Annotated in this window: 10 protein-coding genes; 9 read left to right on the top strand and 1 reads right to left on the bottom strand. The window is 60.7% G+C overall.

Annotated elements, in window-relative coordinates; genetic code table 11:
* The first annotated feature begins 66 nt into the window (after positions 1-66).
* The 5 genes from CIW50_RS10440 to CIW50_RS10420 all read left to right on the top strand — a co-directional run bounded on the left by CIW50_RS10440 (position 67) and on the right by CIW50_RS10420 (position 8,052).
* Positions 67-1,401 (top strand): globin-coupled sensor protein, encoded by a 1,335-nt coding sequence (locus CIW50_RS10440; RefSeq protein ID WP_246664214.1) that lies wholly within the window; start codon positions 67-69, stop codon positions 1,399-1,401.
* Between the two features lie 73 nt (positions 1,402-1,474).
* Positions 1,475-2,857, top strand: a complete 1,383-nt coding sequence (locus tag CIW50_RS10435; RefSeq protein ID WP_149531143.1) for an ethanolamine ammonia-lyase subunit EutB — start codon at positions 1,475-1,477, stop codon at positions 2,855-2,857.
* 225 nt (positions 2,858-3,082) lie between these two features.
* Positions 3,083-4,666: a B12-binding domain-containing radical SAM protein gene (locus CIW50_RS10430; protein ID WP_149531142.1), complete on the top strand. Its 1,584-nt coding sequence runs from the start codon at positions 3,083-3,085 to the stop codon at positions 4,664-4,666.
* 17 nt (positions 4,667-4,683) lie between these two features.
* Positions 4,684-5,469 (top strand): ethanolamine ammonia-lyase subunit EutC, encoded by a 786-nt coding sequence (gene eutC / locus CIW50_RS10425; protein ID WP_246664213.1) that lies wholly within the window; start codon positions 4,684-4,686, stop codon positions 5,467-5,469.
* 243 nt (positions 5,470-5,712) lie between these two features.
* Positions 5,713-8,052, top strand: coding sequence for an efflux RND transporter permease subunit (locus CIW50_RS10420; RefSeq protein ID WP_502707434.1), 2,340 nt, complete (start codon positions 5,713-5,715; stop codon positions 8,050-8,052).
* An 87-nt stretch (positions 8,053-8,139) separates the two neighbouring features.
* Here CIW50_RS10420 and CIW50_RS10415 read toward each other — a convergent pair whose 3' ends face one another.
* A complete protein-coding gene (locus CIW50_RS10415; protein WP_149531140.1) occupies positions 8,140-8,637 on the bottom strand; it encodes a hypothetical protein in 498 nt (165 codons plus the stop codon).
* 461 nt (positions 8,638-9,098) lie between these two features.
* Between CIW50_RS10415 and CIW50_RS10410 the strand changes: the two genes are divergently transcribed.
* The 4 genes from CIW50_RS10410 (at position 9,099) to hpnE (ending at position 12,557) form a co-directional block, all read left to right on the top strand.
* Positions 9,099-9,341, top strand: coding sequence for a cysteine rich repeat-containing protein (locus tag CIW50_RS10410; RefSeq protein WP_149531139.1), 243 nt, complete (start codon positions 9,099-9,101; stop codon positions 9,339-9,341).
* Between the two features lie 233 nt (positions 9,342-9,574).
* On the top strand, positions 9,575-10,456 hold the full coding sequence (gene hpnC, locus CIW50_RS10405; protein WP_149531138.1) for a squalene synthase HpnC: 882 nt from the start codon (positions 9,575-9,577) through the stop codon (positions 10,454-10,456).
* The gene (gene hpnD, locus CIW50_RS10400) at positions 10,453-11,307 is read left to right on the top strand and encodes a presqualene diphosphate synthase HpnD (protein ID WP_149531137.1); all 855 of its coding nucleotides are present in this window, start codon (positions 10,453-10,455) and stop codon (positions 11,305-11,307) included. Before hpnC ends, hpnD begins: the two co-directional genes overlap by 4 nt.
* Complete coding sequence (gene hpnE, locus CIW50_RS10395) at positions 11,307-12,557, top strand: hydroxysqualene dehydroxylase HpnE (protein ID WP_149531136.1); 1,251 nt, start codon at positions 11,307-11,309, stop codon at positions 12,555-12,557. Before hpnD ends, hpnE begins: the two co-directional genes overlap by 1 nt.
* The last annotated feature ends 42 nt before the right edge of the window (positions 12,558-12,599 follow it).

Here is a 12,599-nt window from a genome sequence, read left to right as displayed (position 1 = left end):
CGATAGGTTGTGCTGCAAAGATTCGATTTCAGCCTTTTGGGGGGAATTTCAATGCCGGACGCGACCATGATTTCAGAACGTCTAAAATTCAATCTCATCGATCACGACACCGTCGCGGCACTCCGGGAGGGGAAAACTTTCATTCTCGCAGAATTGCCGGCGATCCTCGATGCATTTTACGACCACATCTCTGCGTTTGCGGAAACCGCCGCATTCTTCAAGAGTCGCGACCAGATGATGCATGCGAAGAAGATGCAGATCGCCCACTGGTCTGTGATCCTCGAGGGGCGTTTCGACGATGCATATCAGGCTTCGGTGACCAAGATTGGCCAGGTTCACAACAAGCTCGGCCTTGAACCGCGCTGGTATATTGGCGGCTACAATGCGCTGGTGTCAGGTCTTGTCGATGCCATTGCGCAACGGATGCCTGCAGGCAGGTTCGATTTCAAAGCCAAGAACAGGAGGAGCCTGCTTCAGACGGCTATCATAAAAGCCGCCATGCTCGACATGGATCTCGCGATTTCGGTCTATATCGAAGAGGGAAGGCGCGACCGTCGCGTGGTTCTTGATCGTATCGCCAATGATTTCGAGAAGATGATTGGCGGCGTTGTCAATATCGTCAGTTCTGCATCTACCGAACTGCAGGCAGCGGCGCAGAGTATGACGGTGTCCGCTCAAACATCTGTGTCACAGTCGAATGTGGTTGAAGCCGCATCAAGAGATGCGACGTCTGGCGTGCAGGCGGTAGCGGTGGCAACCGAGGAACTGACCAGTTCCATCAAGGAGATCTCGCGGCAGGTGAACGATTCCGCGCGGATTGCCGGCGACGCCGTGCGTGATGCCGATGAGACCACGACCAAGATGCATCGCCTCGCCGAGGCTGCCCAGAAGATCGGCGCAGTGGTCGAATTGATCAACAATATCGCGGCCCAGACGAATCTGCTGGCACTTAATGCGACCATCGAGGCTGCGCGGGCCGGCGAAGCCGGCCGGGGATTTGCCGTGGTGGCACAAGAGGTGAAATCGCTCGCCGAACAGACGGCGAAAGCGACCGCTGAAATCGCCGATCAGGTCGGCGACATCCAGAGCTCGACAGCCGAGTCGGTGATGGCGATCGGTACCATCACCACCGTGATCAAGTCGCTGAGCGAAATCTCGGCCGCAATTTCGGCTGCGGTCGAGGAGCAGGGGGCCGCGACCAACGAAATCTCGCGCAGCGTGCAGGAAGCGGCAAACGGCACCAGCGAGGTGTCGTCGAACATTTCTGCGATCACGCGTCTTGCGGGAGAGACAGGAGCGGCTTCCGCCGAGGTTCTGGCATCCGCTTCAGAACTATCGCAGCAGTCCGAAAAGCTGCGTATGGAAGTCGACAAATTCCTCGCGACCGTCAAGGCTGCATAGCGCAGCTTTAGATGTTAGTCTGCTTCGCGAGCGTGGCTCCGGACTGTTTTCGGTGCCACGCTCTGGAGCAGCAATGATCTTTCGCCAAGCCATCGGCACGCAGTCATATGTCTTTGCGACCTTGCGCGAGTTGCTTGCCAAGGCGACGCCGCCGCGCTCCGGCGACCGGTTGGCAGGCGTCGCGGCAGACACTGCCGAGGAGATGATCGCCGCGCGGATGGCGCTGGCTGATGTGCCGCTCAGGCAGTTCCTGCAGGACATGGTTGTGCCCTATGAGGACGACGAGGTCACCCGTCTGATCGTCGACGGCCATGACCTGCTGGCGTTCATGCCCATTTCATCTCTGACCGTCGGTAGTTTCCGCGACTGGTTGCTATCGGACGCAGCGACGCCAGAGGTTCTGCGAGGCGTCGCCCCTGGCATCACGCCCGAGATGGCCGCCGCCGTTTCAAAATTGATGCGCAACCAGGATCTGATCCTGGTGGCGAAAAAGTGCGAGGTGATCACGCGCTTTCGCAACACCATCGGTCTGCGCGGTCGGATGAGCGTGCGCCTGCAGCCAAACCACCCGTTCGACGATGTCAGGGGCATCACCGCCTCCATTCTCGATGGGCTGATGCTGGGCTCCGGCGATGCCTGCATCGGCATCAATCCGGCGAGCGACGATCCTGCGGTACTGGGCGGATTGGTGCGGCTGCTCGACGAGGTCATCACCAAGCTGGATATGCCGACGCAGAGCTGCGTGCTCACCCATGTCACGACCAGCCTCGATCTGATCAACCAGGGCGCCCCGGTCGATCTGGTGTTTCAGTCGATTGCCGGGACCGAAGCCGCCAACAAGAGCTTCGGCATCGATCTGGCGATCCTGAAGGAGGCGCATAATGCGGGGCTCTCCCTGAAGCGCGGCACGCTTGGCCAGAACGTTATGTATTTCGAGACCGGGCAGGGCTCGGCGCTGTCTGCCAATGCCCATCACGGCGTCGACCAGCAGACCCTGGAGGCACGGGCCTATGCGGTCGCGCGGGCGTTCGATCCGTTGCTGGTGAACAGCGTCGTCGGCTTCATCGGGCCGGAATATCTCTATGACGGCAAGGAGATCATCCGCGCCGGGCTGGAGGACCATTTCTGCGGCAAGCTGCTCGGTCTGCCGCTGGGGGTGGATGTCTGTTACACCAACCATGCCGAAGCCGATCAGGACGACATGGACAATCTGCTGACGCTGCTGGCCGCGGCCGGCGTGACCTTCGTGATGGGCGTGCCGGGTGCCGATGACGTGATGCTGAATTACCAGTCGACGTCATTTCACGACGCGCTCTATATCCGTGACCTCTTTGGCCTCAAACGCGCACCGGAATTCGACGATTGGCTGCAGCGGGTCGGGCTGTCCGGAGCGGACCTTCGCATCCGCGATCGGGACGGCCTGCTGCCCGACCTGGCAGCGCGTCTGATCGCCTGACGTCAATAAACCGTCATAAGGCTTGGCGCTTTGTGCGCACTTGCGCGAAGCTGGTCACGACCTTGTCACCGCTCGCCACAATCTTGAAGAAATTCTGGCCCAGATTCGGAGGTCGTGATTAGATCGTCCAAACTATTCGGCAGGAGTGGAACGGTTTTATCTCGACAATGTTATTGAAGGTTCAGCGCTTATGGGGATCGCTGATGCATTCACAGAGGAATTTTGATGAGAGCTGAGGGCAGGCAGACGGTCCGGCGTATCTTGTGCGTCTTTCCGCGATACACCTCTTCATTTGGCACGTTTGAATATTCATATCCTCTGACCGACGGCGTTCAGGCGTTCATGCCTCCCCAGGGCTTGCTGTTGATTGCCGCTTACATGCCGGAGAACTGGGAAGTCCGGTTCATCGATGAGAACATCCGCGACGCTACGCCGGCCGATTTCCTGTGGGCGGAAGCGGTGATGGTTTCGGGCATGCATATCCAGCGCACCCAGATGAACGACATCTGTTATCGCGCGCATAAGTATGACCTGCCGGTGGCGATCGGCGGACCGTCGGTGTCGTCGTGCCCGGAATACTATCCGGCCTTCGATTATCTCCATGTGGGCGAACTCGGCGATGCCACCGACCAGTTGATCGATATCCTCGAGAAAGACGTGTCGCGCCCTGACCAGCAGGTCGTGCTCAAGACCGCCGACCGCCTCGACATGACCAAGTTTCCGATTCCGGCCTACGAATTGGCGGATATCCCGCGCTACTTCCTCGGCAGCATCCAGTATTCCTCGGGCTGCCCGTATCAGTGTGAGTTCTGCGACATTCCTGGCCTCTATGGCCGCAACCCGCGCCTGAAGTCGCCGGAGCAGATCACCGCCGAGCTCGACAAGCTGCTCGAATGTGGAATCATGGGATCGGTCTATTTCGTCGATGACAATTTCATCGGCAACCGCAAGGCTGCGCTGGATCTGCTGCCGCATCTGGTCGAATGGCAGAAGAGGACCGGTTTTGTCTTGCGCCTGTCCTGCGAGGCGACGCTGAACATCGCCAAGCGGCCGGAAATCCTTGCGCTGATGCGCGATGCCTGGTTCGGCACCATCTTCTGCGGCATCGAGACGCCAGATCCCGTCGCCCTCAAGGCGATGAAGAAGGATCACAACATGATGGTCCCCATCATGGAGGCGATCGAGACTCTGAACAGTTTCGGCATGGAAGTCGTGTCCGGCATCATCCTCGGCCTCGATACCGACAGGCCGGAGACCGGGCAGCATCTGCTCGAATTCGTTGAGGCGTCGCAGATTCCGCTTTTGACAATCAACCTGCTGCAGGCGCTGCCGCAGACGCCGCTATGGGATCGGTTGAAGAAGGAAGGGCGCCTGAACGAGGACGAAGGGCGCGACTCCAACGTGGACTTCCTGTTGCCCTATGACGACGTTGTAAAGAGCTGGCGGCGCGCCATGGGCAGTGCCTATGTGCCGGAGAAGCTGCTCGAGCGTTTCGAGTACCAGATCCGCCACACCTATCCAAACCGGATCAAGCCGCCGATCGGGGCCATGCTGACCTGGAAGAGCATCCGTCTCGGACTGGTGATGTTGCGCAATATCTTCTGGAAGGTCGGCGTGCTCGGCGATTACAAACGGGCGTTCTGGAAGTTCGCATTCAGGCGGCTGGCGCGCGGCGAGATCGAGTATCTCATCAGCGGGATTATGGTGGCGCACCACCTGATCAACTTCGCCCGTGATGCGTCCGGTGGTCAGACCAATGCTTCCTATTATTCGCTGAAGCTGCAGGATGCTGCCGTTCCCGCTGAATAGACGATAGCGTTGGCGTCATGACAGATCGACACGACATGACGCCGACTTCACCGCAACGCTTCCTCACGGAGTTGCGCGCGCTGACACCGGCGCGCGTCGGGCTCGGGCGGACCGGCGCCAGCCTGACCACGCAGGCCCTGTTGGATTTCACCTTGGACCATGCGCGCGCGCGCGACGCGGTTCACGCGCCCTTCGAGGCTGAAGCCATAAGGTCCGTGCTGACCGGGCAGGGGGCGAGCACGCTGGTGGTGACGAGCCAGGTGGCGGATCGTGCCGACTATCTCAAGCGCCCTGATCTGGGCCGCCGATTATCCCGCGAGTCGCGGGAGCTGCTTGAAGGGCGCAGAAGCGCGGCATGTGATCTGGTGATCGTGATCGCGGACGGCCTGTCGCCGGCTGCGGTCAATGCGCATGCGCTCGGTCTGCTGGACGCCTTGCTGCCCAAACTGGCGGGATTCGAGATCGGCGCCGTCGTTGTGGCCGTCGGTTCCCGGGTCGCGCTCGGCGATGAGATCGGTGCGCTGTTGAAGGCACGGATGACCATCATGCTGATCGGTGAGCGCCCGGGTCTGTCGGCACCGCAAAGTCTGGGCGCCTACCTGACCTTTGCGCCACAGTGGGGCCTGACCGATGCTGCGCGCAACTGCGTGTCGAACATCCAGTCCGCCGGCCTGTCCTTCGAGGAGGCTGCAGCCAAGATCGCGTGGCTGGCGCGCGAAGGCCTCAGCCGCGGCATGACTGGTGTCGCTCTGAAAGACGAAAGCGGCCTACAACTGGCAACGCCTCTCGTTGCACCAGTCTGAGACAACAGCCCCTGCGCTCTATTTTGTGACCTGAAACGCAACCTGCGCGCGGTCGCCGCCTTGCGATGTGTCACACAGACCTGCTACATCTGCGTGCGGCAGATTTACCGCATGATTTCAAGGGCTAGCGCTGTTCGGTCCCGCCGATTCCAGCCTCATTACTGCCCGCGACGCTTGCTAGCAGACGCCGCTGACGACAGGACTGGACAAGGCATGCACGACACGGATTCCCACGACGCTGACATGACCAAACTGCGCAAGGGGCCGGTCAGCATCGCCTTCGGGTTGGAGCGCATCGGCCTGATCGCGGTTAAGGCGCCGATCCTCTCCTGCATCATCCTGCTCGCGCTGGTGATCGGTGCCGTCTTCGGCATCCAGCGCATCAAGATCGACGATTCGCTGAGCCAGCTGTTCCGTTCTGACAGCAAGGAATACAAGCAGTACGAGGAAGTGACGAAGCGCTTCCCGTCGACCGAATTCGACGTACTGGTGGTGATCGAGGGCAAGACGCTGCTCGCGCGCGAGAACCTCGAAAAGATGCGCGAGCTCGTCACCGACCTGCAATTGGTCGATGGCGTGCGCGGCCTGATCTCGATCTTCTCGGCGCGTCAGACGCCCGCCCCCGGCAAGTTGCCGGCAGCGCTGTTTCCCAACGACCTTCCTGAAGGCGCCGACTACGACAAGTTCATCGAGACGGTGAAGCAGAACGAGTTGATCCGCGGCAAGCTTTTGTCCGACGACGGCACGCTGGCGCTGGTGGTGCTGTCGCTCGACCCGGCCGTGGTCAGCAATAACAAGCTCAGCACCGTGGTCGCCGATATCCGCAAGACCATGAATGACGACCTGGCGAATAGCGGCCTGACCAAGGAATTGTCGGGCGTGCCGGTGATGCAGCTCGAAATCCGCAATGCGGTCGAGCGCGACGGCCTGATCTACAATATCGCCGGCATTCTCGCCGGCTGCGTCATTGCGATCATTTTCTTCCGCAAGATCTCCTTCATGATCATCGCGGCGTTTCCGCCGCTGCTGGCGATCCTGTTGTCGCTCGGCGCACTTGGCTGGGCCGGCTTCAGCCTCAACATGTTCCTCAATGTGATGACGCCGCTGATTATGGTGATCAGTTTTGCCGACTCGATGCAGCTCACTTTCGCGGCGCGTGACCGATTGATCGCGGGCGAGGACAAGTACTCGGCATTTACGAATGCGGTTCGTGTTGTGGGTCCGGCCTGCGTCCTCACCCATGGCACCGCCGGCATTTCCTTCCTCGCATTGCAGTTCTCCGACTCGGATCTCATCCGCGCATTCGGCGAGGCTGGCCTCACGGCCACCATCATCGCGCTGGTTGCGGTGCTGTCGCTGGTGCCGGTGTTCGGCGTGCTGCTGGTGCGCAACGAGAAGGTCTTCGCCGCCAAGTTCCAGACCGCCGATGCCGGCGTGCAGGCGCTACGCGCCTTCTGTTACTGGATCGCGGTGCGCATGGTCGGTCGGCCGGGCCTGTTCAGCCTGATCTCGCTGATCGTCGTTGGTAGTCTGGGCGTGGTCTATGCCAATCTCGAACCGCGCTATCGCCTGGCCGATCAGGTGCCGGACAAGGAGCAGGCGGTCGCGGCCAGCGGGCGTCTCGACGCCAAGCTGACCGGTGCCAATCCGATCGACGTGCTGATCGAATTCCCCAAGGGCGCGGATCTGTATTCGCCGGACACATTGCAGACCATCGCCGAGGTTCATGCCATGGTCGAGAAGCAGGCCGGTGTGGGTAACGTCTGGTCGCTTGAGACGCTGCGGCGCTGGCTGGCGGAGAAGGCCGGCTCGACCGATGTCGCGACGCTGAAAGAATATGTCAGCGTGATTCCCGAACATCTGGTGCGCCGCTTCATCTCGGCGGACCAGACGGCGGTGGTTGTGTCTGGTCGTGTGCCCGACAGCGATTCGAGCCAGATCCTGCCGGTCGTCGATAAGCTCGACAATGCGCTGAACGCCGTTCGCACCAAGCACCCCGGCTATGAGATTGCAGTGACCGGCCTGTCGGCTATCGCGGCGCGTAACAGCGCCGGCATGATCGAGAAGCTCAATCACGGCCTGACGATCGAATTCGGTCTGGTCGCTATCTTCATCGGCCTCGCGTTCCGCTCGTGGGTGGTGATGCTGGCCTGTATCCTGCCGGGCATCTTCCCGGTGGTGCTGGCCGGCTTCGTGCTGTGGCTGCTCGGGGAGGGGCTGCAATTCGCCAGCGTGGTGGCGCTCACCGTGTCGTTCGGCCTGGGCCTCAGTGCGACTATCCACTTCCTCAACCGTCTGCGGCTGGAAGATACGCCGGGCACCGATCCCGCGGTGGCCGTCGAACGCGCGACTGTGCTGGTCGGCCCTGCACTGATCCTGACGACAGTGGTGCTCGCCTGCGGTCTCGTCGTGACGGTGTTCTCGGATCTGCCGTCGCTGCGGCTGTTCGGTTGGCTCAGCGCCTTCTCGATGGTGGCGGCATTGGTGGCCGACCTGTTCATCCTGCGACCGACCGCAATGTGGCTGATCAATCTGCAGCAGCGCCTGACCGGAAGCTCTGTTCTGGCAAAGCCGGCGAAGTAGAAGTCGGTATTCTGCAAAAGAAAAGCCCCCGGATGCGGGGGCTTTTTTGTGAATGCTATGTGAGCTTGAATGCTATGTGAGCTGACGTCAGCTCTTGACCATGTTGATCGAGACGCCGCGAATTTCGCCCTTGGAACTGATGGAGACCGATTGCTTGTTGCCGCGGGTCGTCAGCGTGATATTGGCTGCAAAGCCCGCCGCCTCAACGAAAACGTCGATCTGGCCGCCGCCAGCCTTACCGACCAGATTGCCGTAGATGTTGCGGCTGGCCTCGCTCCAGCTGCCCGAGATATTGTTGCCCTGGCTGGTCACATTGCTGGAGAGGTCGAACTTGTAGCTGTCGCTGGCGCACCGCAGCGTCTGAGCCAGTGCACTGCCGCCATCCACCTTGTAGGTCGCCCGGCAGCGAATGCGCTCCGACGACCCATCCGACATCGACACCGTTCCGGTCCCACTCCAGGCCCCGTCGAAGCCGACGAACGGTCCGGACTGAGCATGGCTTGCGGACATCGACAGCATCAGAATCGCGCCTGCGCCAGCGGCCTTGATGGCGTGCCCGAAACGCCTTGCAGAATGGAATGTCATATGAATTTTCCCAAAATCGCGCTGTCTAACCGAGCTATGCCGCGCCTCATCGAAGTTTAAGTGTCGCTGCGCACCTTTAGGTTCAATGGACTGATCATAATTAGACGATTGTAAAAGTAACATGTCACCGTTCACAACCCTAAAGGTTCCCGGAGCGGAACATGTGAACGCGCCCTCGTATTGGCAATAAGGCACCGTCTCCTACGCAGCGGGCGTCGAGATAATTATCTTAAAATCCTATCCTGTCCTGTGGGTGGGCATCAGCCGGTCCGGCCATATGCGCACCTTTTCGCCGCATTATTCGCGTTCGTCGGGGACGGATACTCTGTGTCCAGATTGCATCCATCGCCTCGAATTTGCCGATGCGCCTGAAGATAAGGCCTTCCCGGCGATGCGAATGTTTCAGTTTATGCTATGCACCACGCGGGCTGTGAATCTCGCCACCATATTGAAGGAAGACAATGCGTAAATTTCTCCTGGTACTGTCCGTGCTTTCCGCATCTGCCTCGACCGGCGCATTGGCCCAGCAAAACCAGCCCCGCAGCGGCACCGACGCGGAACAGAAGGCTTGCACCCGCGACGTGCAGAAGCATTGCCGTAACGTGATGGATCAGGGGGATCTGGTGATTCTCTCCTGCCTGAAGGAAAACCGCCCCAAGATCAGCAAGCCCTGCAACGACGTGCTGGTCAGCCACGGTCAATAATAAATAGCCCGCCGATGTGAGATTCGGGCTCGTGGCCATGGTTTTAGGTTTGCCGCGAGCCCGCTGAGACGCGATCCGGCCCGGCACTGGCTGCGGCCGAAAGTGGCATATTGGCATTGGTTTCACCGGCCAATTTGCCCTATATGGGGGCTCGCGGCCGACCCCGCCTGCCGGTATTTCCGGACCTTGGCGGCCCCCGAGCCACCCCTTCAATCCAACGTAGCCAGTTCTGGATGACCCCTGCGAGCGAACTGCGATCCGGCAAGACCGATCGTGACGAGAATTTTCCTGTCGCGTCGTGGATTATCCATCCGCGCCACCGGGCGCTGATTCTTGCCTTCTATAATTTCGTCCGGACCGCCGACGACATTGCCGATCACGCGCTGCTCGACGCGCCAGCGAAACTCGCCCTGCTCGACGAGCTGGAGGCCGATCTGCTCGGTCAAGGCGAGGGACAGGCCGAAGCCGTCGTCCTGCGCGAGGCGCTCCAGATGCGCGAGATGCCCCCGCGCCATGCGCTCGACGTCCTGACAGCGTTTCGTATGGATGTGACCAAGCTGCGCTACGCCGACTGGGATGAGCTCATTCATTATTGCTCGTTCTCGGCGATGCCGGTGGGACGTTTCATGCTCGACGTGCACGGCGAAAGCAAAGCCACCTGGCCTGCGTCGGATGCGCTGTGCGCGGCGTTGCAGATCAACAATCATCTGCAGGATTGCGGCAACGACTACCGCGATCTCGATCGTGTCTACATTCCGCAGGACGTGCTGGACCGGCACGGTGCCACGGTCGAAGACCTCAAGCAGGCGAAGGCGTCGCCGGCGCTGCTGGCCTGTATTCGCGAGCTGGTCGCCAGGACCGAAACCCTGATGCATGAGAGCGAGACGCTGGCGGTCCACATTGCCGACGCTCGGCTTGGCTGTGACGTTGCTGTCATCGAGACCTTCGCCTGGCAGATACTGAAGATGCTGAAGACGCGCGATCCGTTGAGCGAGAAAGTTCACCTCTCCAAGGCCAGCATGGCGGGCTACGCGCTGGCCGGCATTGCCGGCGGGCTGTGGCGCCGCGCGACCACCAGCGCGCCGATGCCTCGTTCGACGAGACCCGGCGCATGAACCAGATGACCAGCGAAGTGAACAACAGCGAACCTCAGAACGAGGTTCAGGGCGTTGCTGCCGGTAGCTCGTTCTACGCCGCGATGCGCATTCTGCCACGCGCCCAGCGCGACGCGATGTTCCAGATTTACAGCTTCTGTCGCCAGGTCGACGATATCGCGGATTCCGATGGTCCGCGCGATGTCAGGCTCGCCGATATGCAGCAGTGGCGTACAGATATCGATGCGCTCTATGCGGGGAACCCACCGGCGCGGGTACGCGACTATGTGGGGCCGATCAAGCAGTTCGGCATGCGCAAGGAGGATTTCATCGCCGTCATCGACGGGATGGAAATGGATATTCCCGAGGATATCCGTGCGCCCGACGATGCGACGTTCGATCTGTATTGCGATCGCGTTGCCAGTGCCGTCGGCCGCCTGTCGGTGAAGGTGTTCGGCATGCCGGACGAAGACGGTATCCTGCTTGCGCATCATCTCGGCCGTGCGCTGCAGATCACCAATATCCTGCGTGACATCGATGAAGACGCCGGTATCGGCCGTCTCTATCTGCCGCGTGAGCTGCTCTATCACGCCGGCATCACGTCAAGCGATCCCGACGTGGTACGCGCCAGCCTGGCATTGCCGAAGGTCTGTGCGCCGCTGGTGAAGCGGGCGCAGGCGCATTTCGAGAAGTCCGACGAGATCATGGCGCGTAACAAGCGCCGCGTGGTGCGTGCGCCACGGATCATGTCGAAATATTATCACGCCATCCTGGAATTGCTGGTGGTGCGTGGCTTTGCTTTGCCGCGCGACCCCGTTCGTCTCGGCAAGGCCTCCAAGATAGCGATCCTGCTGCGATACGCGATCATCTGATGTCCAAAACTGCTCATATCATTGGCGCCGGCGTGTCCGGCCTCGCTGCTGCTATCAGGCTCAGCAATGCCGGCTACCAGGTGCATGTGCATGAGGCGACCCAGCAGGCTGGCGGCCGTTGCCGGTCGTATTTCGATGTGCAGACTGGTCTGACCATCGACAACGGCAACCACTTGGTGCTGTCGGGCAATCGCCATGTCATGGACTATGCAAAGTCGATCGGCACCGAGGCCGGGCTCGTTGGTCCGCAGCGGGCGCAATTTGCATTTGCCGATGCCAAGACTGGCAAGCGCTGGCAGCTCGATCTCGGCGATGGCAAGATCCCGACATGGTTGTTCGACAAGACGCGCCGTGTCCCGGACACCGGCGTTGCCGATTATCTCGCGCTATCGCCGCTGATCTGGTCGTCGAATAGTCGCCTGGTCGGCGATGCCATTCGCTGTGAAGGCGTCCTCTATGATCGTCTGGTGCAGCCACTGCTGCTGGCCGCGCTCAATGTCGATCCGCCGGAAGGTTCAGCTGGTCTGGCCGGCGCCATCGTGCGCGAAACGCTGCTGGCTGGCGGGCAGGCGTGCCGCCCGCTGATCGCGCGCGCTGGTCTTAGCGATGTTCTGGTCGAGCCTGCGATCGAATTGCTGCGTGCCAAGGGCGCCGGCGTTCATTTTGGCCATGAGCTGCGCGGTTACACCATGAGTGGTGATCGCGTCACCGAGCTGAAGTTTGGCGCTGAAGACGTCATCACGCTTAGCGTGGACGACGTCGTGGTGATGGCTGTTCCGCCATGGGCCGCGAAGTCGCTCTTGCCTGGCGTGAAGACGCCGACCGAATTCCGTGCGATCGTGAACGCGCATTTCAACTACGTTCCGCCAGCAGGCCACGCGCCGCTGGTTGGCGTTGTCGGCGGTGTGGTGGAATGGCTGTTTGCTTTTCACAATCGCCTGTCGATCACGATCAGCAATGGCGACCGTTTCGTGAACACACCGCGCGAACAGTTTGCGCAACAGATCTGGGACGAAATCTGCAAGATTTCGAATATCCAGGCGCCACTGCCGGCGTGGCAGATCGTGCGCGAGCGCCGCGCCACTTTTGCCGCTACACCTGCGCAAAATGCCCTGCGTCCGGGCGCTGTTACGGATTTCAAGAATCTTTTTCTCGCGGGCGATTGGACCGATACCGGTCTGCCGGCAACTATTGAGGGATCGGTGCGGTCGGGTGACCGCGCCGCCGATCTCGTTCTGGCGATGCGCTGACCGTTGCGCAGCCAGACGATCATTCACGACGAGTACGGAGAT

Origin of the sequence: Tardiphaga sp. P9-11, assembly GCF_008329525.1 — a bacterium.
GTDB lineage: Bacteria > Pseudomonadota > Alphaproteobacteria > Rhizobiales > Xanthobacteraceae > Tardiphaga.
Note: the sequence above shows the minus strand (reverse complement) of the source record. Positions and strands in the feature narration are given on the sequence as shown.

Excerpts from the sequence above, each read along its gene's own strand:
- CIW50_RS10440 (WP_246664214.1), top strand. The coding sequence starts at position 67 with ATGATTTCAGAACGTCTAAAATTCAATCTCATCGATCACGACACCGTC.
- CIW50_RS10435 (WP_149531143.1), top strand. The coding sequence starts at position 1,475 with ATGATCTTTCGCCAAGCCATCGGCACGCAGTCATATGTCTTTGCGACC.
- CIW50_RS10430 (WP_149531142.1), top strand. The coding sequence starts at position 3,083 with ATGAGAGCTGAGGGCAGGCAGACGGTCCGGCGTATCTTGTGCGTCTTT.
- eutC (WP_246664213.1), top strand. The coding sequence starts at position 4,684 with ATGACAGATCGACACGACATGACGCCGACTTCACCGCAACGCTTCCTC.
- CIW50_RS10420 (WP_502707434.1), top strand. The coding sequence starts at position 5,713 with ATGACCAAACTGCGCAAGGGGCCGGTCAGCATCGCCTTCGGGTTGGAG.
- CIW50_RS10415 (WP_149531140.1), bottom strand. The coding sequence starts at position 8,637 with ATGACATTCCATTCTGCAAGGCGTTTCGGGCACGCCATCAAGGCCGCT.
- CIW50_RS10410 (WP_149531139.1), top strand. The coding sequence starts at position 9,099 with ATGCGTAAATTTCTCCTGGTACTGTCCGTGCTTTCCGCATCTGCCTCG.
- hpnC (WP_149531138.1), top strand. The coding sequence starts at position 9,575 with ATGACCCCTGCGAGCGAACTGCGATCCGGCAAGACCGATCGTGACGAG.
- hpnD (WP_149531137.1), top strand. The coding sequence starts at position 10,453 with ATGAACCAGATGACCAGCGAAGTGAACAACAGCGAACCTCAGAACGAG.
- hpnE (WP_149531136.1), top strand. The coding sequence starts at position 11,307 with ATGTCCAAAACTGCTCATATCATTGGCGCCGGCGTGTCCGGCCTCGCT.